The sequence below is a fragment of the Burkholderia sp. YIM B11467 genome (assembly GCF_052952715.1).
The window spans coordinates 1,352,356-1,377,131 of record NZ_JBQVSQ010000001.1 but is presented as its reverse complement, the minus strand read 5'-3'; the positions used below and the strand labels follow the sequence as shown (position 1 = coordinate 1,377,131).

The window sequence follows — 24,776 nt, the reverse complement described above, 5'->3', positions numbered from 1 at the left end:
CGCTCGGGACCTGTGCGTTCCCCGTCCTTGCAATCAACGCTTGACCTTCCCATCATGGGAATGTTGATACTGGGATCATTCGCGGCATGAACCGCGCTTTTGGGGAATCCGACATGACTGAACCACTTGCCTCCGCAGCGCTGCAAACGATCGACCTGAGCGTCGACGGCATGCATTGCGGCGGTTGCACGGGCCGCGTGCAGCGCGCGCTGGCCGCCGTGCCGGGCGTCGTCGAGGCGACGGTCGATCTCGATGCGCACGCGGCGACGGTGACCGCGCAGGAAACGATCGAGCCCGGCCAGCTCGTCGACGCAGTCGGCGCGGCCGGGTACCGTGCGGCCGTGCGGGAAGCGGCGGTCGAGGCCGTCACGATCCCGCATGCGCTGCTCGACGCAGCGGCGCCCGTCGCGGTGCCGGCGCTTCCCGCAGCCGGTGCCACGATCGAACTCGACATCGACGGGATGACCTGTGCGTCCTGCGTGTCGCGCGTCGAAAAGGCGCTCGCGAAGGTGCCGGGCGTCACGCGCGCGTCGGTCAACCTCGCGACCGAACGGGCCACGATCGACGCCGCAGCCGAAGTTTCCGCCGCGCAACTCGCCGACGCGGTGAAACAGGCCGGCTATGGCGCGACGCCAACTACGCCGGATACGACCATCGCGGCCACCTTGCCTGCTGCCTCGATCGAACTCGACATCGACGGGATGACCTGTGCGTCCTGCGTGTCGCGCGTCGAGAAGGCGCTCGCGAAGGTGCCGGGTGTCACGCACGCGTCGGTCAACCTCGCGACCGAACGGGCCACGATCGACGCCGCGACCGAAGTTTCCGCCGCTCAACTCGCCGACGCCGTGATACAGGCCGGCTATGGCGCGACGCCGGTCGCCGACGCCGCGCCCCCACCCGCAGCATCCACCGCCTCCGCCGATATCGAACTCGACATCGGCGGCATGACCTGCGCGTCCTGCGCCGGCCGCGTCGAAAAAGCGCTGGCCGCCGTGCCGGGCGTCGCGCGCGCGTCGGTCAATCTCGCGACCGAGCGTGCGTCGGTGCATGGCGCTGGCGCACTCGACGCCGCCACGCTGATCGCGGCGGTCACGACGGCCGGCTACCGTGCGTCGCTCGCCGCCACGCCCGCGGCCGGCGCCGACGCGCAACCAGCCAGCCCCGCGCAGGACCCTGATGCCCGCAAGCGCCGCGAAGCGATTCGCGAACGCAACCTCGTGATCTGGTCCGCCGTGCTGAGCGCGCCGCTCGTCGCGCCAATGCTCGTCGCGCCGTTCGGCTTCGACCTGATGCTGCCCGGCTGGCTCCAGCTCGTGCTCGCGTCGATCGTCCAGTTCGGCTTCGGCGCGCGCTTCTACCGCGCGGCCTGGCATGCGGTAAAGGCACGCGCCGGCAACATGGACCTGCTCGTCGCGCTCGGCACGTCGGCCGCGTACGGGCTGAGCCTGTGGATGCTGCTGCGCGATCCCGCGCATCCCGGCCACCTGTATTTCGAGGCGTCGGCCGTCATCGTCACGCTCGTGCGCTTCGGCAAATGGCTCGAATCGCGCGCGAAGCGCCAGACCACCGACGCGATCCGTGCGCTGAACGCGCTGCGTCCCGACCGTGCACGCGTCGTCGAGCACGGCGTCGAACGCGACGTGCCGCTGTCGCAGGTGCGCGTCGGCACGAAGGTCGGCATCCGCCCTGGCGAGCGCGTGCCCGTTGACGGCCGGATCGTGTCGGGCCGCTCGCATATCGACGAATCGCTGATCACCGGCGAAAGCCTGCCGGTGCCGAAGGACGGCGGCGATCCCGTTACGGCCGGCTCGATCAACGGCGAAGGCGCACTCGTCGTCGAAACCACCGCGATCGGCGCGGAGACGACGCTCGCGCGCATCATCCGCCTCGTCGAATCCGCGCAGGCCGAGAAGGCGCCGATCCAGCGGCTCGTCGATCGCGTCAGCGAAGTGTTCGTGCCGGCGATCCTCGGCATCGCGCTGCTGACGCTGGTCGGCTGGCTGATTGCCGGCGCCGGCATGGAAACGGCGATCCTCAATGCGGTCGCGGTGCTCGTCATCGCGTGCCCGTGCGCGCTCGGCCTCGCGACGCCCGCCGCGATCATGGCCGGCACGGGCGTCGCGGCACGGCACGGCGTGCTGATCAAGGACGCACAGGCGCTCGAACTCGCGCAGCGCGCGACCGTGATCGCATTCGACAAGACCGGCACGCTGACCGAAGGCAAGCCGTCCATGACGGCGTTCGAAGCCGTCGGCATGCCGCGCGACGAAGCGCTCGCGCTCGCGGCGGCGGTGCAGCGTCAGAGTGACCATCCGCTCGCGCGTGCGGTGGTCGCCGCACACGACGCGGACGTTGCCGCGCGCGGCGACACGGCGCCGTCGGCCGCTGCGATCACCGCAGCCGATGCCCGCGCGGTAGCCGGGCGCGGCGTGGAAGCGCGCGTCGGCGCGCAGTTGCTCGCGCTCGGCAGCACGCGCTGGCGCGACGAGCTCGGCATCGCGGTACCGCCCGCACTCGACGCACGCGCGGCCGAACTCGAGCGCGCGGGCAACACGATCTCGTGGCTGATGCGCGCCGACGCGCCGCGCGCGTTGCTCGCGCTGATCGCGTTCGGCGACACCGTGAAGCCCGGCGCCCGCGATGCGATCGCGGCGCTGGCGGCGCGCGGCGTCGCAAGCGTGCTCGTGACAGGTGACAACCGCGGCAGCGCGGCGGCCGTCGCGGCGTCGCTCGGCATCGGCGAGGTGCATGCGCAGGTGTTGCCCGACGACAAGGCACGTGTCGTCGCCGAACTGAAGCGCACGCACGGCGGAATCGTCGCGATGGTCGGCGACGGGATCAACGATGCGCCCGCGCTCGCCGCGGCCGATGTCGGCATCGCGATGGCGACCGGCACGGACGTCGCGATGCACACGGCCGGCATCACGCTGATGCGCGGCGATCCGGCGCTCGTCGCCGACGCGATCGACATCTCCAGGCGCACGTACCGGAAGATCCAGCAGAACCTGTTCTGGGCGTTCGTCTACAACCTGGTCGGCGTGCCGCTCGCGGCGCTCGGCTGGCTGAACCCGGTGATCGCGGGTGCGGCAATGGCGTTTTCCAGCGTCAGCGTCGTGACCAATGCACTGCTGCTGCGGAGATGGAAAGGCCGTGCGCGTTGACACGGCCGGCAGTGATGGCCGGGCGGCCGAACGGCCGTTCGGCGCTCAGCGGACAGGAAGGATCGGGAGGATAGCCGGCGTTGGCCGGCAGCGGCGTGCCGGATCGCCGGCACATCGCGGCGCAGGCGGATTCAGCCCGGGATAACCGGCTTGATCAACGTCGTCGTGATCGGCGCAAAGCCGCACGCACGATACAGCGCGCGGGCCGCCGCGTTGTGATTGAACACCGACAGCCCTATTTCGGTAACACCGTACCGGCGCGCCTCGGCGTCGAGCGCATCGAGCGCACGCGTGGCCCATCCCTGGCGGCGTCGGGACGGGACGATGTCGAGGTCGTAGATGAACAGCGTGCGGTTCGGCCCTTCGGGCACGATCGCGTACCAGAGGTCACCCACCGCGTCGCCGCTGGCGCCGTCGATGAGCACGACGAGTGTCTGGCCGGATGTCCGCAGGCCGTCCGGCAGCAGCGTGTCGAAACAGGCGCGCGCACGATCGGCGGCGTCTTCGACAGCATTTTGTCCGGATGAAACGAGATCGCGCGCGTAGCCGTCGATGGCTCGCGTGCGGTACGCGTGGAATTCGCCGGCCGTCATCGGCCGCATCTGCAGCATGGCCCGGTCACCGTGAGGGAAATCGAACTTCCAGTGTAGCGGGACGGTCGCGCCGGCGTGCGATGCAGCGGCGGAAAACGGGCAGGCAGGTGCGGCGGACGCCGCGCCGAATCAGCGAATCAGCGAATCAGCGAATCAGCGAATCAGCGAATCAGCGAATCAGCGAATCAGCGAATCAGCGACGATACAGGACGATCGGCACGAGATGCGCACGGCGCACGCGCTCGGCTTCGGCGCGACGCGCAGCGTACGAGTAGTCGGCGTCGAGCGGGAGGTGCGGCGACACGAACAGGTCGTCGATCTTTTGCAGCAGGGCGAAGATGAAGCTCATGTGAGACTCCTGACAGATGTTTCTAGGGTTTTCCCTTAGACAGACTCCATTCTAAGGGTTTTCCCTAAATTCTGCCAGTGCACCGCATCAGTTTGCCGCACGCGTGTTGTCGCCAGTCGCGGGCTCGGAACGACGATCCTTGCCCCGCCTGGCTTTCAGGATAGGGTCTGAACAATCAACGGGTGCGACGGGCGCGTTTGGCGACGGCCGCCTCGCGGTTCGCATTGCGCTGAAGCCGGTCGACCTGCGACAGCAGCGCTTCGTGGTGCTCCTCGAGCGTCATCAGCGTCGCCTGCTGCGTCGACAGATCGGCCGCGAGGCGATCGATCCGCTGTTGCTTGGTTGCCGCGTCCTGCTTCAGGTGCGCGATCTGCCGCGTTTGCAGCATCAGCGCGACGAGCCCCGCCAGCACGACGACGGCCAGCGCCAGCAGCAGGCGGTTGACGCGGCGCATCTCGCGATCGGCCGCGCGCGTCAGACCGTCCACGTCGGACTGCAGCACGGCGAGCCGGTCGGTCAGCGGGCGCAGGTGCGTGTCCGGATCGAAGGCCGGCACGGCCAGTTGCGCGCGTTCCGCCGACGGCTTGGTCACGAAGGACGCGGCGGAAGCGACGGGCTGTGCGACGGGCGACGGTGAGGCGTCGGCGGGGGCAGCGTCACGGGGGTTCGCGGTGTTCGCGGTGTTCGCGGTGTTCGCGGTGTTCGCGGTGTTCGCGGTGTTCGCGGTGTTCGCCGCCTCGACCAGCAGTGCCGGCGTCTGCGGCTCGACCGTCGAAACAGCGTCCGGCGTCGGGTTCGATCCGGCCGTTTCCGGCGGCGTGTCGACGCTCGCCGCAACCGGCACGGATTGCACCGCCGTCGCTTCGCTCGCACCGGCAGCCGCCCGGCGTTTGCCACCCGACGACGAGCGGCGCTCCTTCACGACGTCGCCGGACGATCGCCCTTCGCGGGACTTGACGGCCGCGGCTTCGACAACAGGCTTCGCGACTTCGCTATCGGCCGCTTGCAGCTCGGACGGCTTCGCCGAAGCGGCGTCGGCCGCTTGCCGCTCGGTTGCCGACACCGTAGCGCCATCGACCGCAGGCACATCGGCCAGCTTGATTGCGGCACCATCGACCACAGGCACATCGTCGGCGTTCGCGGCATCTCCACCTTCAGGCGCCGAAACGCCGTCGACGGCCACCGCGACATCCGGCGTTACCGGGCGCTCAGCTTCCGCATGCCCCGCCGCACTCGCGGCCTCCGGCGCGCTGAACCCGTCCAGCGCCGCCTGCCGCCCCGCGGCCACGTCATCGGCGACACCCGCCGCCGTCTCGGCTTCCGCAACCGCTTCGTCGCGCGCGGCGGCCGGCATACGCTCACCCGGCTCAAGCACCGGATCGCCGAACAGGTCGAACGTCCGCTCGTCCCGCGACGCATCGCCGGCCGGCGCGCTACCGGACCGCGCCGTCGCCCTCGCGGACGTACTGCCCGCGGCAGCAGCCGAGCGCTGGCGGGCACGGGTCGACGAACGGTTGGAACGGGAAGGGGAGCGAGGCGTGGAAACGAATTCGGTCACGTCTGCGAAATCATCGTCCGAGAACATCAATCGATAGCCCAATTATCTTCAAACAAATCAATTATTTGCATAACAAATTCGCCCACTATGCTCTCACGCCATCCAGCGCTATCCGTTGATTCCCGATGGGCTGCATGATGGGCTGAAAACCGATGCTAACCGACAAACAAGCCAAAACGCTCAAACCAGCCGACAAACCCGTCTTCGATGGGAAAGTGACTGGACGGCGGCCAACCCCGACCAGGTCTTCGCCCAGTGCGTGCGCGATCTGGTCGATATCACTATCACTACCTTCGGGACACCGCGCATCCGGGGCGCGCCGGACGATCCGTGATCCACACGCCAGCTGTGCTCTATCGAGCCCTGCCACCAGCGGAGGCTCGCTACATCCCGCAGCAAATCGAATGCCGCTGGCACGCCCAAACACGCCAGTTGGCTCAACATGGTCGAGATCGAAATCGGCGTGCTGCAAAGCCAATGTCTGGATCGCCGCATCGGCTGCCGCGATCGGCTGATCGCGGAGATCGCGGCCTGGAAGCAACTGCGGCACGCCATCGGCACTCGCATCAACTCGATATTCTCTACCGAAACGGCCCGGCGAGAATTGGACAAAGCCCAACCAGCATCGACCTTTGATAAACCGTCATAACATCTGTGCGAAGGTACTGGTGCTGTCGCCACTGCCCTGACGTTCGAGAAAGCTGCTCGCCAATTTCATGAAGAGCTGAAACCAGGCTGGAAAAGCGAGAAGCACGCAATCCAATAGATCAGCAGTCTGGAAACTGATGTCTTTCCCAAGCCAGGCAATCGCAAGCTCGATGCAATTCGCCGTGATGACTGTGCTGACATCCTGCGCCCATTCCGGCTGACGAAGACTGCTACAGCCAGCTGCACGTGTCGACGTATTCAGCAGTCATGCAGTGGGCCTGGACACACTGCCACATCGCAGCGAACCCTGTCACGGTCGTCGACCGGAGCTTGCTCCATTTCCATTCAACGCATATACATATGATTGCGCTCGAATGTTTCACCTGATTCGCACCGTCGCATTGATTTCGGAATCCGCATCATTCGTAAAACAGGCTTTATAAAACAGCATTGCCGCTTCTGCATCACGATATTCGACGCATTATCCCTCTCGGCGTTTTTATATCAGAAACAATCCGCAGCGGATATTGACAGCGACGCGGCACCGTTATTCCCGCGAAACCGATACGCAGGCATGCATCGATTTCGTCGCTTCCTGCGCGCAACGATTCACGGATTCCACGTACTGCCTCGCCGGTCAACTTGATGCTCCTTTTGATAACAATTTCGGGTAATGCAATAAAACTGAAAAGGATCTGAATATGTTCCATCGACACCAGCTCGGATGTGCATGCTGCAGCCCCCATTTGTTGGCGGGCGCCCTTGGACAAAACGAGAGCGAATGGCAGGAACTGCTCAAGGAATTGAGCCAGCTTGAAGCGCAAAGCGCGCCCGAGGCCGTCATCTTTCACGGCGGGCACATCTACCCGGACCCGGAGGATTGCAACACGCGCGTCGAAGCACTGGGTATCGCCGAGCACAAGGTCATCGCCACCGGTACGCTCGACGAGGTGCGCCGACGCATGCGGGACAGCTACCCCGACGCACGCGAGCAGGGGCTCGAACCCGGTCAGACCTTGCTTCCCGGCTTGATCGAACCGCACGCACATCTGCTGCCCAGCGCGGTTTTCCTTACCCCACCCTGGCACAACCTGTCACCGTTCGACGGTCAAAAACTGAATCCCGACTACAGCGCCGAGGCTATCCGTGACAAGCTCAAGGAATTGGTCCGCGACGCGCAAGGCAGGGGGGAAAAGTGGGTATGCGGCAGCGGCGTCGACCCGTCGCTGATGCGCGATTGGGTGGATATCGACCGTGACTGGCTGGATGGGATCAGCAAGGACGTGTGCCTGTTCCTGATCAACGCCTCCGGGCATCTCGGCTATGCCAACGGCGCCGCGTTGCAGGCCGCCGGCCTCGAAAACAGTTTCCCCAAGGGCGTGCTGACCGAATCGCAAGTCACCCTGATGACGAACACCGTCCCGCGCGCGCAGCCAGCCGATCTGCTGATCGCCATGCGGCAGGTGATGTCGACCGCGAACCAGTACGGCATTACCACCCTGTTCGACGCCGGCGTCGGGATGGGTCTGGGGTTCTATGAAGTCGTCCTGTTGCAGGCGCTGGCGAGCACGCCATGGATGACGGTTCGCATGGGCGGGGCGTTGTTCGGCAATAACGACCTCTGGCCGTTGTGGCTCAACCAATTCAAACCGCAACTGAACAGCCCGCCCGAGTCGTTATTTACCATCCGCGCGATGAAACTGATTGCCGATGGCTCCAACCAAGGCTTGACCGGCTTGCAAAGTACGCCATACAAATGCTGCGCCGAGCACAGCGTTCCCGGCGTCGGGCCGAATGGTCTTTTCAACTTCACGCCGATCGAATCGCTGGCGCAGATCATGCAGCAGGTCGATGCGGCGGGATGGCCGATCATGGTCCATGCGAATGGCGACGAGGGAATCGCCAATGTATTGGCCGCATACCAGCTGGTGCTGAGCCAGGTTCCCGAGCCCGTCTCGTGCCCGCCCGGGCCGGAGGCGAAACGGGAGCCGTTGCGCCATCGGCTCGAGCATGCGTCGCTGCTGGACGACGACGATCTCCGCACCATGAAGCGGCTGGACATCTCGCCCAGTTTCCTGATCGGCCACGTGGGCTATTGGGGACGCGCGTTCCGGAACACCATTCTGGGTGAAGAACGCGCGCAGAAGCTCGATCGATGCAAGTCGGCGCTGCGCGAGGGCCTGCGTGTCAGCCTGCACAGCGATCACTTCGTCTCTCCGCTAGGGCCGTTGCGCTATATGGATCAGGCAATGTGGCGGGTAATGGAAGCCGACCCGGAGCTTGCAGTACTCAACGCAGCCGAATGCCTGAGCGCACCCGAGGCGCTGCGCGCGGTGACCATCGACGCGGCGTGGCAATGCCACCTCGATGATCAGGTCGGTTCCCTGAAAGAGGGAAAACAGGCCGACCTCGTGATTCTGCAACAGGATCCGCTGCACGTTGAACCGACCGGTCCTTATCAACTGCGCGAAATCGACGTGCACGAAACATGGGTCAGCGGGCGCAAGGTTTACGCAGCCCCCAAGCCGGCGGAAAACAAATAGGCGGTCGCGCCCTGTGCGCGGCCCGAAGCGACATTCGTATCCCTCTTACTGGACAAGGAGAAGCACGATGACCTTCAAAATTCTCAGTTGCGACGGCGGCGGTATTCGCGGGTTGATCACCGCCCTGCTCATCCAGGACCTCGACAAGCGGAGCCAGATCATCGCGAAAGCGGACGGCTTTGCCGGCACGTCCACGGGCGGCCTGATCGCCCTGGGGCTCGCGCGTGGCGCACCCATTGCGGAGATCGTCGACATCTACCGCACGCAGGGCTCGGCGATCTTCAAGGAAAACGACGCGTGGTTGACGCAACAGCAAGCGCCCGGGCAGGACGCCGAGCTGGCCGGACCGGGCCTGTTCGCGTGCCAGTATGTCAACACCGGGCTTCTGCAGATCGCCGGGAAGCTGCTCGGCACCGGCAAGCTGGCCGATCTGTCCCGCTTCGTCGTGGTCAACTCGGCGCGCTTGTGGGATCCGTCCGCGAAAAGCTGGGCGCCCTGCACATTCTCCAACGGCAGCAAGAACCCCTATTGGGACATCCGCATGCTCGACGCCGCGCTTGCGACATCGGCCGCGCCGTCCTATTTCCCGCCGTACGAAGTCAACGGCCTCGGCTACTTCGCCGACGGCGGCGTGTTCGCGAACAATCCTTCCGTGGCCGCCATTGCCGAAGCGTTGGGCAACGGGCAGGCAGGCAACCTGAACGACATTCGCCTGCTGTCCCTCGGCACCGGGATGAGCCCGCAAGGCATTGCGCCGGATGCGATCGGCACCCCGTTGAACTGGGGCGTCTCGAAGTGGCTGTGGCCGGCCGCGAGCGAGAACGTTCCAGCCGCGGCGTTGCTCGGGCTGACGATGGACACCACGGCGGCGATTGCCGCACGCCAGGTCGAACAGATACTGAACAGCGGCTATCAGCGCGGAAATTTCCTGCTCGGACAACCCATCGGTTTGGACGAGTGGGAAAAGGTGCCGGCGATGGAGAAGGAAACCCGGGCGTACATGAATTCCCCCGCGTGGCAACACGTTTGCGATTGGGTGGAGACGAACTGGCGTTGATCGCGCGTTGATCACCGGCCGTCGCTCGCGACTGGTGACGGCCGGTGTCGCCGACGCCGGCACTGTTCGACACGCACTTCAACCGAATCCCTGGGCACCGCCAGCCGCGTGCGGCCGGGCCATGCGTCCACGGGCGGGCTGCCATTGGGGGTCAACGGCCGCAATGCCGCCCATCACCGATCATGAGATCGCCTGGGCGGCTGAACGGATTATTGATTGACGGGCCTGGCGAGCCCCCGAAAAAAACCATCACAATCCATTGAATTTACGTGAATTTCCGTCAAATCACGGCGAAAATCACGAGAATCGAACGGAATCGGTGGTCGGCCATTGCCGCACGCCCCGCAACCGATTCAGCCTATTCGTCGCCCGACAGCCCGTTCCCCTCTTCGAAACGCGTGACGCCCCGCAGCCCGCGCAGCTTGTCGCAGATTGCCCGGTATTCGAGTTCCGACACCCGCGCGAGCGCAATGCGCACCTCGTCGTGCTCGCCGGTGTCGTCGGCACGCTGCAGGATGAACTGCTTCACCCGCGCGCTGTCGGCACCGAGCGCCGCGTGCAGCGAATCGAACGTCAGCGCGCCGCTCACGACCGTCAGCGCGAGCTGGCGCCGCTGGCGTACCGTGAAATAGCGCCGCTCCAGCGGCTTGATGCCGGCCAGGATGATCAGGATGATGATCGTCGCCGAAATCGACGCGACGTAGAGCCCGCCGCCCACCGCGAGGCCGATCGCGGCGACCGACCACAGGCTCGCGGCGGTCGTCAGCCCGCGCACGATCTCGCCGCGCAGCAGGATCGAGCCCGCGCCGAGGAAGCCGATGCCCGACACGACCTGCGCGGCGATCCGCGACGGATCGAGCACGATGTGGTCGCTGCTGCCGAGCACGTCGGCGAAGCCGAACGCCGACACGATCATGATCAGCGTCGAGCCGACGCACACCAGCATGTGCGTGCGCAGGCCGGCCGCCCACGACAGGCGCTCGCGCTCGAAGCCGATGACGCTGCCGAGCGCCGCCGCGAGAACGAGCCGCATCACGAGTTCCAGGTTGCTGAGCATCCGATTTCTCTCCTTTTTTTGTGCCGGCCGCGCGGAATGTTTTATCCTTGGCCCCGGCCGCGCCGATCCTCCGGGCCGCGCCGACACGTTTCGATCCAAGCGCTCAACCCCGTCATGTCCGTTTCCGACTCCGCTTCCGCCCAGGCCGCCCAGCTGCGCCACCATTTCGCGCACGTCGTCTTGCCGATCTGGCGGGGTTCAGGGTTCGACCACACATTGCGATTGCCGTTCGAGGCCGTCGATCCGGCCAGCCACGCGCCGCTGCCCGCCACCCGTTATCGCGCAATGGCCTGCGCTCGGCAACTGTTCGTGTTCGCGCAGGCCGGCGACACGGCGCATGCGGCCACGCTGTTCGACGCGCTGTGCAGCCGGTTCCGCGACACGCGCCACGGCGGCTGGATCTACAGCGTCGACGCGCACGGCGCGCCGCTCGATACGACCAAGGATCTCTATACGCACGCGTTCATCGTGTTCGCATGCGCCGCGTGGTATGCGGCGGCGGGCGACACCGCCGCGCGCAAGGTGGCCGAGGAGACCGCCGCGCTGATCCAGGAACGCTTTGCGCCGCGCCATGGCGACGCGCTGCTCGATGCGGCGCGCCACGCCGATTTCTCGTCATCCGGCAGCGGCGCGCTGCAGAATCCGCTGATGCACCTGACCGAAGCGTGGCTCGCGGCCGCCGACGCATTCGGCGACGCGGCGTTCGACGATGCGCTCGTCAGCACCGCGCAGGCCGTCGAGCGCACCTTCGTCGATGCGGCGACCGGATGCGTGGCCGAGCTGCCGCTCGGCGCGGCCGACAACCGTTTCGAGCCCGGCCATCAATTCGAGTGGTTCTATCTGGTCGATGCGGCCGGCGCGCGGCTCGCGCAAACCGGGCTCCCCGGCGCGCTGTCGCGCGCATTCACGTTCGCGGAGCAATACGGCGTCGATGCGCACACGGGCGGCGTCTGCGCGGCGCTCGATGCGCAAGGCGCGTGCGTCGACGGCACGCAGCGGATCTGGGCGCAGACCGAATACCTGCGTGCGCTCGCGACGCACGGCGGCACGCCGGCCTCCGCGCCGCTCGCGCAGCAGATCGAGCGGTTCGCCGCGCGCTTCCTGCACCCGCGCGGCTGGTTCGAGTGCAAGACGGCCGACGGGCAGGTGTCGCGCGCCGACATGCCGTCGACGACGCCCTACCACCTCGCGACTGCCTACGCGGCGTTGCCGACCGGCGCGTAACCCGTATCGGCAAACGACGGCGCCGCGCGTTCGCCGCGTGCGGCACGTCCATCGCCCAGTTCGAACACCGACACCGCCTGCATCAGGTGCGCGGTCTGGTCGTTCAGCGACGCGGCCGCCGCCGCGACTTCCTCGACCAGCGCCGCGTTCTGCTGCGTCAGCTGATCCATCTGCGTGACGGCCTGGTTCACCTGTTCGATCCCGACGCTCTGCTCGACCGACGCCGACGTGATCTCGGACATCGTCTGCACGACACGCGTGATCGACGTCGACACCGTCCGCATCGCCTCGCCGGCGCGCTCGACGAGTTCCGCGCCGCCGTTGATCTGCGCGACCGAATCCTCGATCAGCGCCTTGATCTCCTTGGCCGATTGCGCGCTGCGCTGCGCGAGCGAGCGCACTTCTCCCGCAACCACCGCGAAACCGCGGCCCTGCTCGCCGGCCCGCGCGGCTTCGACCGCCGCGTTCAGCGCGAGGATGTTGGTCTGGAACGCGATGCCGTCGATCACCGAGATGATTTCCGCGATCCGCCCCGAGCTCTGCGCGATGCCGCGCATCCGGTCGATCACGCTGTCGACCACGCCGCCGCCGTGGCTCGTCGCTTCGAGCGCCGCGTCGGCCAGTGCGCTGGCCGCGCGAGCGCTGTCGGTGTTCTGCCGGACGGTCGCGGTCAATTCCTCCATGCTCGCGGCGGTTTCCTCGAGCGACGCGGCCTGCGTGCCCGTGCGCGCCGACAGGTCGGCGTTGCCGCTCGCGATCTCGCCCGCGCCGAGGTGGATCGCGTCGGACGCGTGGCGCACCGTGCGCACGGTGCCCGCGATGCTCGTCTGCATCGTGGCGAGGCCGCGCAGCATCCGGTCGATCTCGTACACGCCGCCGGCCCGCACGGCTTCGTCGAGCCGGCCCTGCGCGATCCGCTCGAAATGGCGGCCGGCTTCCTCCAGCGGCGCGACGACCGCGCGCCGCGCGGCCGCGTAGATGGCCGCGCTCGCCGCGAGCATCGCCACCAGCAGCACGATGCCGACCGACTTGAACCAGAGCATGCCGCCGTCGATCGTGTCGAGCGCCGTGCGGCTCGACGCGCTGCCGTAGTCGGCGAATCGATGCAGTTCGGCGATGTAGGCGTCCTGGATGCCTTGCGTCGGCTGATCGAGGAATGCCTGGATGTTGTCCGCGTCGAGGAACTGCACGAGTTCCCCGAGTGCACCGCGCAGCGCGCGATAGCGCTCGGCGAGCGCCGCGACGCGCGCACGGTTCGTGTCGTCGACCGGCGGCGCGGCCGTCAGCACGGCGAACGCCTTGTCCGCTTCGGCAAGCGAAGTGCCGGCATGGCGGATGATGTCTTCCGGCTTCGGGCCGCCGCGCACCATCCGCGTGCCGGCACGCGACAGGTTGATGCGCGCGTCGAGCAGGTGCTCGGTCGCCTGGTTGGCCGCGTTGACCTGCGCGATCGCGACGTTCGACAGATCGTCGACGCCGCTGCGCGTCGACGCGAGCGCCCAGAAGCCGAGCGCTTCGATCGCGAACAGGAAGAGGCAAAACACGGTCAACACGCCGAGCAGACCTGACGCGAGCTTGATTTTTCCGAACATGGGGAGATTCCTGGAGAGCGAGATGAGGCAATGCCCCGGCATTAGCGGCATTTCTTCGTCGGACTTTAGGCACAGCCGGCGACGAGGCCGGCTAATAACGCGCGTCGCTCGCGCATTCCCGCCGAATCGCCCGTAAACAAGGACAACTCCCGCGTTCGACGCAACAATCGCGTCGCATCGCGCCGTAAATTGCAGGAAACGTGGACGAATTTCCTTGCTTATCCGCAGCCCCCTTCCTAGAGTTCAGCGCAAGCGGGCACTCATTTCGAGGAAAGCGGATGACCGACTTCACGGACCACGCGCGCGGCGCATTGCGTGCGCAACCGTTCAGCATGCTGCTGGGCACGGAGCTGATGCATATCGGCGACAACGAGGTGTCGCTGTGCCTGCACGTGCGCGAAGAACTGCGGCAGCAGCACGGTTTCGTGCACGGTGGCGTCATCAGCTATCTCGCCGACAACGCACTGACGTTCGCCGGCGCGCTCGTGCTCGGCCCGCGCGTGATCACGGCCGAATACAAGATCAACTACCTGCGGCCGGCGGTGAACGGCACGCTCGTCGCCCGCGCGAAGCTCGTCTACGCGGGCCGGCACCAGGCGACCTGCCAGTGTCATGTGTTCGTCATCGACGGCGATCACGAGCGGCTCGTCGCGATCGCGCAAGGTACGATCAACCGCGTCGGCGACGGCAAGGCGCCGGATATGCCGGAGGAAACGGCCTGAGCGGCTGCCCGGCCCGAGGTCGATGAGCGAACGCCGAATACGCAGCGTGTGTCGCGCTAGCGTTTCATCGCGGCAAGATAGACCGCATCGCGCTCGCGACGCCCCACCGCCACCACGAGTACGACGACCTCCGCGTCGCGCACTTCGTACACGAGGCGATAGCCGACACCGCGCAGCTTGATCTTGTAGCGGTCCGGATGACCGTGCAGCTTCGCCGAAGGAATGCGCGGATTCTCGAGCCGTTCGGCAAGTCTGGCCTTGAACTGATCGCGAATCGTGCGATCGAGCTTCTTCCACTCCTTCAACGCAAGTTCGAGAAAAGCGAGCTCAAAGGTCATTCAGCTTGACCTTGACGACTTTCTCCTTGGCGCGCGAGTCGGCCAGCGCGTTGTCTTCGATATCTTCGAGACGTTCGACCATCGCCTCCCATGTCTTCGCCGGGACGCAATAGAACGCGGGCTCGTTGTGATTCAGGATCGCGACCGGGAAGCCCTCTCCTGCCGCCACGGTTCCCATCGGGTTCCGCTTCAGCTCCGAGACGCTCGCCGTCACGCTGGCCAGGATGGTGTGGGGCATGTCCGCTCCTTGTTCGATCGAATTTTTATTGTACTTTATTTAGTACCAAATTTAGCATGATTCCTGGTGCCATACAGGCGACTCCGAATTCGCTCCCGGCCGTGAAGTTCGACACGCGTTACTCGGTCCCACCGCCCGTCAACGGCAGGAAACGCGGCGCCACGCGCGCCCGCACGTTTCCATGCTCGTCGGTGCGATAGATCCCGCGTGCCGCGTTGTGCGGATGCGCCACCGCGTCGGCCACGCTCAGCAGCGGCGCGAAACACGCGTCCGTGCCTTCGAGCAGCGCGCGCCAGTGCGCGGACGGCTGCCCGGCGAACACGTCGGCGAAACGCGCCTTCAGCGCGGGCCAGCGCGTGCGGTCGTACTGCGACGCCGGATCGACGTCGGTCAGCCCGAGCCGTTCGACCAGCAGCGCATAGAACGGCGGTTCGAGCGCGCCGATCGTCACGCATTCGCCGTCCGCGCAGCGATACACGTCATAGAACGGCGCATCGTGAAACAGGCTCGGCTGTGCGCCGTCGAGCTGCCCGTTCGCGCGCGCCCATAGCGCGAGCGAACCGAGCATCGACACGATGTCGACGATCGCGCCGTCGACCACGCGCCCCGGCCCGCCGCCGCGCACGTCGAACAGCGCGCAGACGATTCCGAACGCGAGCCCGAGCGCGCCGCCCGCATCGCCGACGACGGTCGGCGGCAAAGCCGGCCGGCCGTCGCGCGGCGCGGACAGCGACAGCAGCCCCGTCAGCGCGACGTAGTTCAGGTCGTGCCCGGCCGCGGCCGCGAGCGGGCCGTGCTGGCCCCAGCCCGTCATCCGTCCGTACACGAGCGTCGGATTGCGGCGCGCGCAGTCGTCGGGCCCGAGGCCGAGCCGCTCCATCACGCCGGGCCGCAACCCCTCGACCAGCGCATCGGCCTGCGCGATCAGTTCGAGCGCGGCGTCGCGGCCGGCCGGTGCCTTCAGGTCGAGTTCGACGATCGTCTTGCCTTCGCGCAGCAGGTCGCCGTCGCGGCTCCGCAGCGCGTCCGGCGCGCTCGTGCGGCCGGACGGGCGCGCGATCAGCGTGATCCGCGCGCCCATCCCGGCGAGCATCCAGCCCGCGAGCGGGCCGGGGCCAAGGCCTTCGAATTCGACGATGTGGATGCCGGCAAGCGGCGCATCAAGCGACATGTGATTCTCCTGTCGACCAGCGTTAGCGCTTCAGCGCTTACGCTGGTCCCATGGCGTGGCTGGAAGGAGTTAGCGCTTCAGCGCTTACTCCATCCCCACGGCGGTCGACCCACGTTAGCGCTTCAGCGCTTACGCTGGTCCCATGGCGTGGCTGGATGGAGTTAGCGCTTCGGCGCTTACTCTATCCCCACGGCGGTCGATCAGCGTAAGCGCTTTAGCGGTTACGCGGCTCCCGTGCGTGGCGCCCCGGTTCACGTCCGTCGCACCCGCGCCAAACAAAAAATCCCTGCGCGGCGGCTTCCGCTTCGCAGGGATCGGGGCAAACAACACGTACCGCCAGGCACGCCGGAACCGGCATGCGTCAGAACGCATCCCCCGGCACCCGCACCCAGCCTTCCATCAGCACACGCGCGCTGCGGCTCATGATCGCCTTCGTGACGGTCCACTCGCCGTTCTCCTGCTGCTGCGCCTCCGCGCCGACGCGCAGCGTGCCCGACGGATGCCCGAAGCGCACCGCGTTGCGTGCACCGCCGCCCGCCGCCAGATTGACGAGCGTGCCGGGGATCGCCGCGGCCGTGCCGATCGCGACCGCCGCCGTGCCCATCATCGCGTGGTGCAGCTTGCCCATCGACATCGCGCGCACCAGCAGGTCGACGTCGCCCGCGTTCACGCGCTTGCCGCTCGATGCGACGTAATCGGCCGGCTTCGCGACGAACGCGATCTTCGGCGTGTGCTGCCGCGTCGCGATTTCATCGAGCGTATCGATCAGCCCCATGCGCAACGCGCCGTGCGCGCGGATCGTCTCGAACTTCTCGAGCGCCTTCGCGTCGCCGTTGATCGCGTCCTGCAGTTCGGTGCCCGTATAGCCGATCGCCTCGGCCTCGACGAAGATCGTCGGGATCCCCGCGTTGATCATCGTCGCCTTCAGCGTGCCGACGCCCGGCACCGCGAGATCGTCGACGAGGTTGCCGGTCGGGAACATCGACCCGCCCGCGCCCTCTTCCTCGGCGGCCGGGTCCATGAATTCGAGCTGCACCTCGGCGGCCGGGAACGTGACGCCGTCCAGTTCGAAGTCGCCCGTCTCCTGCACCGCGCCGTTCGTGACCGGCACATGCGCGACGATCGTCTTGCCGATGTTCGCCTGCCAGATCCGCACGGTCGCGACGCCGTCGCGCGGCACGCGCGCCGGGTCGACGAGACCGCCGCTGATCGCGAACGGGCCGACCGCCGCCGACAGGTTGCCGCAGTTGCCGGTCCAGTCGACGAAGGCCTTGTCGATCGCGACCTGCCCGAACAGGTAATCGACGTCGTGGCCGGGCCGCGCGCTCTTCGACACGATCACCGTCTTGCTGGTGGACGACGTCGCGCCGCCCATCCCGTCGATCTGCTTGCCGTACGGATCGGGGCTGCCGATCACGCGCAGCAGCAGCGCGTCGCGCGCGGCGCCCGGCGCCTGCGCCGCATCGGGCAGGTCCTGCAGCCGGAAGAACACGCCCTTGCTGGTGCCGCCGCGGATATAGGTCGCGGGAATCCTGATTTGAGAAATGTGAGCCATGTCCGTGTTCTCGATGTGACCGTGTCAAGCCGCCTGCGACGATTCGAGGAAGTCCTGCGCGAAGCGCTGCAGCACGCCGCCCGCTTCGTAGATCGACACTTCCTCGGCCGTATCGAGCCGGCACGTCATCGGCACCCCGACACGCTCGCCGTTCTTGCGGTGAATCACGAGCGTCAGGTCGGCGCGCGGCGTGCGCTCGCCGATCACGTCGAAGGTCTCGGTGCCGTCGATGCCGAGCGTCGTCCGGTTCGTGCCGGGCTTGAACTCGAGCGGCAGCACGCCCATCCCGATCAGGTTCGTGCGGTGGATCCGCTCGAACCCTTCGGCGGCGATCGCCTCGACGCCCGCGAGCCGCACGCCCTTCGCGGCCCAGTCGCGCGACGAGCCCTGGCCGTAATCGGCGCCGGCAACCACGATCAGCGGCTGCTTGCGATTCATGTACGTCTCGATCGCTTCCCACATCCGCATGACCTTGCCTTCCGGCTCGACGCGCGCGAGCGAGCCCTTCTTCACCACGCCGTCGACGACCGCCATCTCGTTGATCAGCGTCGGGTTTGCGAAGGTCGCGCGCTGCGCGGTCAGGTGGTCTCCCCGGTGCGTCGCGTACGAGTTGAAGTCTTCTTCCGGCAGGCCCATCTTCGCGAGGTATTCGCCGGCCGCGCTGTCCAGCAGGATCGCGTTCGACGGCGACAGGTGGTCGGTCGTGATGTTGTCGCCGAGCACCGCGAGCGGGCGCATCCCGTGCAGCGTGCGTTCGCCGGCCAGCGCGCCTTCCCAGTACGGCGGACGGCGGATGTACGTGCTCTGCGCGCGCCAGTCGTACAGCGGTGCCGCGCGCTCGCCCGCATCGGCGCTACGCGCGAACATCGGCTCGTAGACCTTGCGGAACTGCTCGGGCTTCACGCTCGACGCGACGATCGCATCGATCTCCTCGTCGGTCGGCCAGATGTCCTTCAGCGTGACGGGCTTGCCGTCCTGGTCGTGGCCGAGCACGTCCTTCTCGATGTCGAAGCGGATCGTGCCGGCGATCGCATACGCGACGACGAGCGGCGGCGACGCGAGGAATGCCTGCTTCGCATACGGATGGATGCGGCCGTCGAAGTTGCGGTTGCCGGACAGCACGGCCGTCGCGTACAGGTCGCGATCGACGATCTCCTGCTGGATCTTCGGGTCGAGCGCGCCGGACATCCCGTTGCAGGTCGTGCACGCGAACGCGACGATGCCGAAGCCGAGCTTCTCGAGTTCCGGCAGCAGGTTCGCTTCTTCCAGATACAGCTCGACCGCCTTCGAGCCGGGCGCGAGCGAGCTCTTCACCCACGGCTTGCGCACGAGGCCGCGCGCGTTCGCGTTGCGCGCGAGCAAGGCCGCGGCGATCACGTTGCGCGGGTTGCTGGTGTTCGTGCAGCTCGTGATCGCGGCGATGATCACCGCGCCGTCGGGCATCTCGCCCGCCTTCTCTTCCCACTGGCCGGCAATGCCGCGCGCGGCGAGATCGGACGTCGGCAGCCGCTTGTGCGGGTTCGACGGGCCGGCCATGTTGCGCACGACGCTCGACAGGTCGAACGTCAGCGTGCGCTCGTACTGCGCGCCGTCCAGCGTGTCGGCCCACAGGCCGGCTACCTTCGCATAGGTCTCGACGAGCTTCACCTGCTCGTCGCTGCGGCCGGTGAGGCGCAGGTAGTCGGTCGTCTGGCCGTCAATGAAGAACATCGCGGCCGTCGCGCCGTATTCGGGCGCCATGTTCGAGATCGTCGCGCGATCGCCGAGCGTGAGGCTCGCCGCGCCCGCACCGCGGAATTCCAGATACGCGCCGACCACCTTTTCCTTGCGCAGGAACTCGGTCAGCGCGAGCACGACGTCGGTCGCGGTGATGCCGGGCTGGCGCTTGCCGGTCAGCTCGACGCCGACGATGTCGGGCAGGCGCATCCACGACGCGCGGCCGAGCATCACGTTCTCGGCTTCGAGCCCGCCGACGCCGATCGCGATCACGCCGAGCGCGTCGACGTGCGGCGTGTGGCTGTCGGTGCCGACGCAGGTGTCCGGGTACGCGACGCCGTCGCCGCTGACCTGGATCACCGGCGACATTTTCTCGAGGTTGATCTGGTGCATGATGCCGTTGCCCGGCGGGATCACGTCGACGTTCTCGAACGCCTTCTTGGTCCACTCGATGAAGTGGAAGCGATCCTCGTTGCGGCGATCCTCGATCGCGCGGTTCTTCGCGAACGCGTCCGGATCGAAGCCGCCGCATTCGACGGCGAGCGAGTGGTCGACGATCAGTTGCACCGGCACGACCGGGTTCACTTTCGCCGGGTCGCCGCCGCCGTCGGCGATCGCGTCGCGCAGGCCGGCGAGATCGACGAGCGCCGTCTGCCCGAGGATGTCGTGGCACACGACGCGCGCCGGGAACCACGGGAAGTCGCGCTCGCGCTTACGCTCGATGATCTGCTTCAGCGACTCGGCGAGGAGTGCCGGATCGCAGCGGCGCACGAGGTTTTCGGCGAGCACGCGCGACGTGTACGGCAGCGTGTCGTAGGCGCCGGGCGCGATCGCGTCGACCGCGGCGCGCGCGTCGAAGTAATCCAGCGACGTGCCGGGCAGGGGTTTGCGGTTGGCGGTATTCATCATGTGGGGAACTCGGGTATGACGTCCGGCGCGCACCGGCCCCGCATCACGCGGGCGGCCGGTGCGCGCGGCTGGCGTTTCAGCGCTTCTCGATCGGCACGAACTGCAGGTCTTCCGGGCCCGTGTAGTTCGCGCTCGGGCGGATGATCTTGTTGTCGACGCGCTGCTCGATGATGTGCGCGCTCCAGCCCGACGTGCGCGAGATCACGAACAGTGGCGTGAACATCGCGGTCGGCACGCCCATCATGTGATACGACACCGCGCTGAACCAGTCGAGGTTCGGGAACATCTTCTTCGCGTCCCACATCACCGATTCGAGGCGCTCGGCGATGTTGTACAGCTTCAGGTCGCCCGCTTCCTTCGACAGCTTGTGCGCGACGCCCTTGATCACCTTGTTGCGCGGATCGGAGATCGTGTAGACCGGGTGGCCGAAGCCGATCACGACTTCCTTGTTCTCGACGCGGCGGCGGATGTCGGCTTCGGCGTCGTCCGGCGAGCTGTAGCGGCTCTGGATTTCATACGCGACTTCGTTCGCGCCGCCGTGCTTCGGCCCGCGCAGCGCACCGATCGCGCCGGTGATCGCCGAGTAGATGTCGGAGCCCGTGCCCGCGATCACGCGGCCGGTGAACGTCGACGCGTTGAATTCGTGCTCCGCGTACAGGATCAGCGACGTGTGCATCGCCTCGACCCACGACTTCGACGGCGTCTTGCCGTGCAGCAGGTGCAGGAAGTGACCGCCGATCGAGTCGTCGTCGGTTTCCGTCTCGATGCGCTTGCCGTTGTGCGAGAAGTGATACCAGTACAGCAGCATCGAGCCGAGCGACGCCATCAGGCGATCGGCGATGTCGCGCGCGCCCGGCAGGTTGTGGTCGTCCTTCTCCGGCAGCACGGTGCCGAGCACCGACACGCCCGTGCGCATCACGTCCATCGGGTGCGCGGACGCCGGGATCTGTTCGAGCGCCGCCTTCAGCGCGTTCGGCAGGCCGCGCATCGCGCGCAGCTTGGTCTTGTACGCGGCCAGTTCGGTCAGGTTCGGCAGCGTTTCGTGCACGAGCAGGTGCGCGATTTCCTCGAATTCGCACGACTCGGCGACGTCGAGAATGTCGTAGCCGCGGTAATGCAGGTCGTTGCCGGTCTTGCCGACCGTGCACAGCGCCGTGTTGCCGGCCGTCACGCCCGACAGCGCCACCGACTTCTTCGGCTTGAATGCGCCTGCGGCGGCCGGTGCTGCTGCGTCTTTCGTCTCGCTCATGTTTGGATTCTCCGATTCCAGATTCGTGTCTCGTGGGGGGCGGGCGCGTTACTTCTTGCCCTGCGCGAACAGCTCGTCGAGCTTGCGCTCGTATTCGTGATAACCGAGGAAGTCGTACAGCTCGGCGCGCGTCTGCATCGTCGACACGGCCGCCTTCTGCGTGCCGTCACGACGCACCGTCTCGTAGAAATTCAGCGCGGCCTTGTTCATCGCGCGATACGCACCGCAGCAGTACAGCGCGATGTCGACGTTCGCCTCACGCAGTTCGTCGGTCGTGAAGAACGGTGTCGAGCCGAACTCGGTCAGGTTCGCGAGGATCGGCACCTTCACGGCCGCCTTGAAACGGCGGTAGTCGTCGAGCGTCTTCATCGCTTCCGGGAAAATCATGTCCGCGCCGGCTTCGACATAAGCCACCGCGCGCTCGATCGCCGAATCGATCCCTTCGGCCGCGGCCGCATCGGTGCGCGCCATGATCACGAACTGGTCGTCGGTGCGTGCGTCGACCGCCGACTTGATGCGGTCGACCATTTCGCCGGTCGGCACGACTTCCTTGCCGGGACGATGGCCGCAACGTTTCTGGCCGACCTGGTCTTCCATGTGCACGGCGGCGACGCCGGCCTTGATGAACGAACGGACCGTGCGCGCGATGTTGAACGCGCCGCCCCAGCCCGTATCGATGTCGACCAGCAGCGGCAGGTCGGTCGCGTTGGTGATCCGGCTCGCGTCGATCAGCACGTCTTCCATCGTGCTGATGCCGAGGTCGGGGATCCCGAGCGAGTTCGCGGCGACGCCGCCGCCCGACAGGTACACGGCCTTGAAGCCGACGGCTTGCGCCATCTTGGCCGCGTACGCGGTGATCGCGCCGACCACCTGCAGCGGCTGCTCGGCCGCGACTGCCGCGCGGAATTTCGCGCCGGCGCTCTGAAGATGCGTATTGCTCATGAACGGCCTCCTGAAGGAATGCCCGATAACAGCAAGGACCGGGCCAGCTCGCGAAACGCCGCTAACCCACTGATTCTTAAGCAAGCGGCCCGGGCGCTGCAGTGCCCGTCGATTTCAATTCAGCAATTTCATGTTTCAAAAATGAAATCGCGCGCGCATAATCGACCGTCATGGACCTCTCCTCGACCAAGCCCGTCGGGCCAGCCGATCGCGCGGTGCGCCCGCGCATCTGGGCGATGGGCATCAGCCGCCTGCGTGAGCTGTTTCGCGAGATCGCCGGCGAATTCGACGAACGCGCGGACGTGCGCATCGTGACGCGCGCGTATGAGGATGCGCTCAGCGCGATCGCCGAGGCCGGCACGATGCGGCCCGACGTGATCGTCGCGGCCGGCTCGAACGGCGGCTTCCTGAAGACGCGCGCGCAGGTGCCGGTCGTGGTCGTGTCGCCGACCGGCTTCGACGTGATGCAGGCGCTCGCGCGCGCGCGGCGCGACGCGTCGCGGATCGCGCTCGTCAGCGCCGGGGAAACGCCTCCCGAGGTGCGCCGCTTCGTCGCCGCATACGGCCTCGACGTGCAGTTTGCGTCATATCAGTCCGCGCAGGAAGCGGAAGCCTGCGTGCACGACCTGCGCGATCGTGGCATCGAGACGATCGTCGGCCCCGGGCTCGTCACCGATCTCGCGGCCAGCGCCGGCATGGGCGCAGTGTTCCTGTATTCGCATGCGTCGGTGCGCAAGGCCGTCGATACGGCGCTTGAAGTCGCGTATGCGACGCACGCCGAGGCGTTCCGCCGCCAGCGGCTCGACAACCTGCTGCAACACCTGCGCGACGGCGTGGTCGCGCTCGATGCGCGCGGTCGCGTCGAAGCGATCAACGAGCGGCTCGCGTCGGCGCTCGGGGTCGAACCCGCGGCGGCCGTCGGCCGTGCGCTGGTCGACCTGCGGCCCGAGCTGCGCACACTGCGCGGCGAGGACGGCGACGCGCTCGCGACCGTGCGCGGCGTGCGCTACGTCGTGCATCGCGGGCCGCTCGTCGATCGCGGCGTGACGTCGGGCAGCGTGCTGACGTTCCAGGAATCGCGCGCGGTCGAACGGCTCGACCGCGCATTGCGTTCGCAGCCGACCACGCAGCAATTCGCGGCGCGTTATGCACTCGACGACGTGGTCGGCGCATCGGCGCCGATGGCGCGCGTGCGCGACCTCGTGCGCCGCTACGCGAAATCCGACGCGACCGTGCTCGTGCTCGGCGAAAGCGGCACCGGCAAGGAAATGATCGCCCAGAGCCTGCACGCGCTGTCCGCGCGGCGCAGCTATCCGTTCGTCGCGGTCAATTGCGGCGCGTTTCCGGAAGCGCTGCTCGAAAGCGAGCTGTTCGGCTATGAGGAAGGCGCGTTCACCGGCGCGCGGCGCGGCGGCAAGACCGGCCTGTTCGAGGCCGCACACCGCGGCACGCTGTTTCTCGACGAGATCGGCGAGATGCCGCCGTCGCTGCAGAGCCGGCTGCTGCGCGTGCTGCAGGAGCGCGAGGTGATCCGCCTCGGCTCGACCGAGCCGATCCGCATCGACGTGCGCGTGATCGCGGCGACGCACCGTCCGTTGCTCGCGGCCGTCGAGGCCGGTACGTTCCGCGCGGATCTCTATTACCGGCTCAACATCCTGAACGTCGGCCTGCCGCCGTTGCGCGAGCGCGCGGCCGACATCCCCGCGCTCGCCGCCACGCTGCTCGTGCAGGCCGCACGACGCGAACCGCGCCTCGCCGAACGCCTGCGCGACACCGATGACGCGGCGCGCGTGCTCGGCGCAACCCGGGCGACGCTCGCGCGCTACCGGTGGCCCGGCAACGTGCGCGAACTGCAGAACGTGATCGAACGGATCGCGGTGGAGCTGGCCGAGGAAGCCGACGAAAACGATCCCGCCGCCGCGTGTGGCGCGCTCGATCCCGACGCGCTGCAGGCGATCGCGCCCGAGCTGTTCGCCGCACCGCCCGACGCGGCCGACACCAACGATGCGCAGACGCTGCACGCGCGCCGCCGCCGCGCGGAAGCCGACGAGATCCGCGCGGCGCTCGACGCCTGCGGCGGCGATCGCGACCGCGCATGCGCGATGCTCGGCATCAGCAAGACGACGCTGTGGCGGAAGCTGTCGGCGAAATAGG

General features: G+C 67.2%; 20 protein-coding genes. 7 read left to right on the top strand and 13 right to left on the bottom strand.

All coding sequences use genetic code 11. The features are described from left to right. Positions 1–113 precede the first annotated feature (113 nt). Entirely contained in the window at positions 114–3,161 is a 3,048-nt protein-coding gene (locus ACTRWB_RS06250) for a heavy metal translocating P-type ATPase (protein WP_446901281.1), read from the top strand. 131 nt (positions 3,162–3,292) lie between these two features. On the opposite strand, the gene ACTRWB_RS06245 is transcribed toward ACTRWB_RS06250, so the two are convergent. The 3 genes from ACTRWB_RS06245 to ACTRWB_RS06235 all read right to left on the bottom strand — a co-directional run bounded on the left by ACTRWB_RS06245 (position 3,293) and on the right by ACTRWB_RS06235 (position 5,661). Then, entirely contained in the window at positions 3,293–3,772 is a 480-nt protein-coding gene (locus tag ACTRWB_RS06245) for a GNAT family N-acetyltransferase (RefSeq protein ID WP_412023607.1), read from the bottom strand. Between the two features lie 175 nt (positions 3,773–3,947). After that, positions 3,948–4,103, bottom strand: coding sequence for a hypothetical protein (locus tag ACTRWB_RS06240; RefSeq protein ID WP_164992063.1), 156 nt, complete (start codon positions 4,101–4,103; stop codon positions 3,948–3,950). Positions 4,104–4,278: 175 nt separating this feature from the next. Further along, positions 4,279–5,661 carry a flagellar hook-length control protein FliK gene (locus ACTRWB_RS06235; protein WP_446901280.1) on the bottom strand — a complete coding sequence of 461 codons (1,383 nt, stop codon included), beginning with the start codon at positions 5,659–5,661 and terminating at the stop codon, positions 4,279–4,281. Between the two features lie 442 nt (positions 5,662–6,103). Between ACTRWB_RS06235 and ACTRWB_RS06230 the strand changes: the two genes are divergently transcribed. After that, the gene (locus tag ACTRWB_RS06230) at positions 6,104–6,310 is read left to right on the top strand and encodes a hypothetical protein (RefSeq protein ID WP_446901279.1); all 207 of its coding nucleotides are present in this window, start codon (positions 6,104–6,106) and stop codon (positions 6,308–6,310) included. A gap of 463 nt (positions 6,311–6,773) precedes the next feature. Here the strand turns inward: ACTRWB_RS06230 and ACTRWB_RS06225 are convergent, their stop codons facing one another. Next, positions 6,774–7,019, bottom strand: coding sequence for a hypothetical protein (locus ACTRWB_RS06225; protein ID WP_343491253.1), 246 nt, complete (start codon positions 7,017–7,019; stop codon positions 6,774–6,776). Here ACTRWB_RS06225 and ACTRWB_RS06220 point away from each other — a divergent pair. Both ACTRWB_RS06220 and ACTRWB_RS06215 read left to right on the top strand, forming a co-directional pair. Continuing rightward, the gene (locus ACTRWB_RS06220; RefSeq protein WP_446901278.1) at positions 7,011–8,852 is read left to right on the top strand and encodes an amidohydrolase; all 1,842 of its coding nucleotides are present in this window, start codon (positions 7,011–7,013) and stop codon (positions 8,850–8,852) included. The two genes, ACTRWB_RS06225 and ACTRWB_RS06220, sit on opposite strands and share 9 nt — an antisense overlap. Before the next feature lie 67 nt (positions 8,853–8,919). Next, the gene (locus ACTRWB_RS06215) at positions 8,920–9,909 is read left to right on the top strand and encodes a patatin-like phospholipase family protein (RefSeq protein WP_446901277.1); all 990 of its coding nucleotides are present in this window, start codon (positions 8,920–8,922) and stop codon (positions 9,907–9,909) included. 358 nt (positions 9,910–10,267) lie between these two features. Here ACTRWB_RS06215 and ACTRWB_RS06210 read toward each other — a convergent pair whose 3' ends face one another. After that, positions 10,268–10,966 carry an MgtC/SapB family protein gene (locus ACTRWB_RS06210; protein ID WP_129515979.1) on the bottom strand — a complete coding sequence of 233 codons (699 nt, stop codon included), beginning with the start codon at positions 10,964–10,966 and terminating at the stop codon, positions 10,268–10,270. 114 nt (positions 10,967–11,080) lie between these two features. Here ACTRWB_RS06210 and ACTRWB_RS06205 point away from each other — a divergent pair, with 114 nt between their 5' ends. Further along, positions 11,081–12,190: an AGE family epimerase/isomerase gene (locus ACTRWB_RS06205; RefSeq protein ID WP_446901276.1), complete on the top strand. Its 1,110-nt coding sequence runs from the start codon at positions 11,081–11,083 to the stop codon at positions 12,188–12,190. Here the strand turns inward: ACTRWB_RS06205 and ACTRWB_RS06200 are convergent. Continuing rightward, a complete protein-coding gene (locus ACTRWB_RS06200) occupies positions 12,163–13,782 on the bottom strand; it encodes a methyl-accepting chemotaxis protein (protein ID WP_446901275.1) in 1,620 nt (539 codons plus the stop codon). The genes ACTRWB_RS06205 and ACTRWB_RS06200 overlap by 28 nt on opposite strands. 278 nt (positions 13,783–14,060) lie before the next feature. On the opposite strand from ACTRWB_RS06200, the gene ACTRWB_RS06195 reads away from it, so the two are divergent. Then, positions 14,061–14,504, top strand: coding sequence for a PaaI family thioesterase (locus tag ACTRWB_RS06195; protein WP_129515982.1), 444 nt, complete (start codon positions 14,061–14,063; stop codon positions 14,502–14,504). Between the two features lie 56 nt (positions 14,505–14,560). On the opposite strand, the gene ACTRWB_RS06190 is transcribed toward ACTRWB_RS06195, so the two are convergent. The 7 genes from ACTRWB_RS06190 to prpB all read right to left on the bottom strand — a co-directional run bounded on the left by ACTRWB_RS06190 (position 14,561) and on the right by prpB (position 22,622). After that, positions 14,561–14,842, bottom strand: coding sequence for a type II toxin-antitoxin system RelE family toxin (locus ACTRWB_RS06190; RefSeq protein WP_446901274.1), 282 nt, complete (start codon positions 14,840–14,842; stop codon positions 14,561–14,563). After that, on the bottom strand, positions 14,832–15,080 hold the full coding sequence (locus ACTRWB_RS06185) for a type II toxin-antitoxin system Phd/YefM family antitoxin (protein ID WP_193099611.1): 249 nt from the start codon (positions 15,078–15,080) through the stop codon (positions 14,832–14,834). The genes ACTRWB_RS06190 and ACTRWB_RS06185 overlap by 11 nt, the downstream gene beginning before the upstream one ends. 118 nt (positions 15,081–15,198) lie before the next feature. Beyond that, positions 15,199–16,251, bottom strand: coding sequence for a CaiB/BaiF CoA transferase family protein (locus ACTRWB_RS06180; RefSeq protein ID WP_446901273.1), 1,053 nt, complete (start codon positions 16,249–16,251; stop codon positions 15,199–15,201). A 361-nt stretch (positions 16,252–16,612) separates the two neighbouring features. After that, a complete protein-coding gene (gene prpF, locus ACTRWB_RS06175; RefSeq protein ID WP_446901272.1) occupies positions 16,613–17,806 on the bottom strand; it encodes a 2-methylaconitate cis-trans isomerase PrpF in 1,194 nt (397 codons plus the stop codon). Between the two features lie 24 nt (positions 17,807–17,830). Beyond that, complete coding sequence (gene acnD / locus ACTRWB_RS06170) at positions 17,831–20,428, bottom strand: Fe/S-dependent 2-methylisocitrate dehydratase AcnD (RefSeq protein WP_446901418.1); 2,598 nt, start codon at positions 20,426–20,428, stop codon at positions 17,831–17,833. Between the two features lie 79 nt (positions 20,429–20,507). Beyond that, positions 20,508–21,680, bottom strand: coding sequence for a bifunctional 2-methylcitrate synthase/citrate synthase (gene prpC / locus ACTRWB_RS06165; protein ID WP_129515988.1), 1,173 nt, complete (start codon positions 21,678–21,680; stop codon positions 20,508–20,510). A 48-nt stretch (positions 21,681–21,728) separates the two neighbouring features. Next, positions 21,729–22,622 carry a methylisocitrate lyase gene (gene prpB / locus ACTRWB_RS06160; RefSeq protein ID WP_446901271.1) on the bottom strand — a complete coding sequence of 298 codons (894 nt, stop codon included), beginning with the start codon at positions 22,620–22,622 and terminating at the stop codon, positions 21,729–21,731. 170 nt (positions 22,623–22,792) lie between these two features. Between prpB and prpR the strand changes: the two genes are divergently transcribed. After that, on the top strand, positions 22,793–24,775 hold the full coding sequence (gene prpR / locus ACTRWB_RS06155; RefSeq protein WP_446901270.1) for a propionate catabolism operon regulatory protein PrpR: 1,983 nt from the start codon (positions 22,793–22,795) through the stop codon (positions 24,773–24,775). Position 24,776: the final 1 nt, after the last annotated feature.

Excerpts from the sequence above, each read along its gene's own strand:
- ACTRWB_RS06250 (WP_446901281.1), top strand. The coding sequence starts at position 114 with ATGACTGAACCACTTGCCTCCGCAGCGCTGCAAACGATCGACCTGAGC.
- ACTRWB_RS06245 (WP_412023607.1), bottom strand. The coding sequence starts at position 3,772 with ATGCTGCAGATGCGGCCGATGACGGCCGGCGAATTCCACGCGTACCGC.
- ACTRWB_RS06240 (WP_164992063.1), bottom strand. The coding sequence starts at position 4,103 with ATGAGCTTCATCTTCGCCCTGCTGCAAAAGATCGACGACCTGTTCGTG.
- ACTRWB_RS06230 (WP_446901279.1), top strand. The coding sequence starts at position 6,104 with ATGGTCGAGATCGAAATCGGCGTGCTGCAAAGCCAATGTCTGGATCGC.
- ACTRWB_RS06220 (WP_446901278.1), top strand. The coding sequence starts at position 7,011 with ATGTTCCATCGACACCAGCTCGGATGTGCATGCTGCAGCCCCCATTTG.
- ACTRWB_RS06225 (WP_343491253.1), bottom strand. The coding sequence starts at position 7,019 with ATGGAACATATTCAGATCCTTTTCAGTTTTATTGCATTACCCGAAATT.
- ACTRWB_RS06215 (WP_446901277.1), top strand. The coding sequence starts at position 8,920 with ATGACCTTCAAAATTCTCAGTTGCGACGGCGGCGGTATTCGCGGGTTG.
- ACTRWB_RS06210 (WP_129515979.1), bottom strand. The coding sequence starts at position 10,966 with ATGCTCAGCAACCTGGAACTCGTGATGCGGCTCGTTCTCGCGGCGGCG.
- ACTRWB_RS06205 (WP_446901276.1), top strand. The coding sequence starts at position 11,081 with ATGTCCGTTTCCGACTCCGCTTCCGCCCAGGCCGCCCAGCTGCGCCAC.
- ACTRWB_RS06200 (WP_446901275.1), bottom strand. The coding sequence starts at position 13,782 with ATGTTCGGAAAAATCAAGCTCGCGTCAGGTCTGCTCGGCGTGTTGACC.
- ACTRWB_RS06195 (WP_129515982.1), top strand. The coding sequence starts at position 14,061 with ATGACCGACTTCACGGACCACGCGCGCGGCGCATTGCGTGCGCAACCG.
- ACTRWB_RS06190 (WP_446901274.1), bottom strand. The coding sequence starts at position 14,842 with ATGACCTTTGAGCTCGCTTTTCTCGAACTTGCGTTGAAGGAGTGGAAG.
- ACTRWB_RS06185 (WP_193099611.1), bottom strand. The coding sequence starts at position 15,080 with ATGCCCCACACCATCCTGGCCAGCGTGACGGCGAGCGTCTCGGAGCTG.
- ACTRWB_RS06180 (WP_446901273.1), bottom strand. The coding sequence starts at position 16,251 with ATGTCGCTTGATGCGCCGCTTGCCGGCATCCACATCGTCGAATTCGAA.
- prpF (WP_446901272.1), bottom strand. The coding sequence starts at position 17,806 with ATGGCTCACATTTCTCAAATCAGGATTCCCGCGACCTATATCCGCGGC.
- acnD (WP_446901418.1), bottom strand. The coding sequence starts at position 20,428 with ATGAATACCGCCAACCGCAAACCCCTGCCCGGCACGTCGCTGGATTAC.
- prpC (WP_129515988.1), bottom strand. The coding sequence starts at position 21,680 with ATGAGCGAGACGAAAGACGCAGCAGCACCGGCCGCCGCAGGCGCATTC.
- prpB (WP_446901271.1), bottom strand. The coding sequence starts at position 22,622 with ATGAGCAATACGCATCTTCAGAGCGCCGGCGCGAAATTCCGCGCGGCA.
- prpR (WP_446901270.1), top strand. The coding sequence starts at position 22,793 with ATGGACCTCTCCTCGACCAAGCCCGTCGGGCCAGCCGATCGCGCGGTG.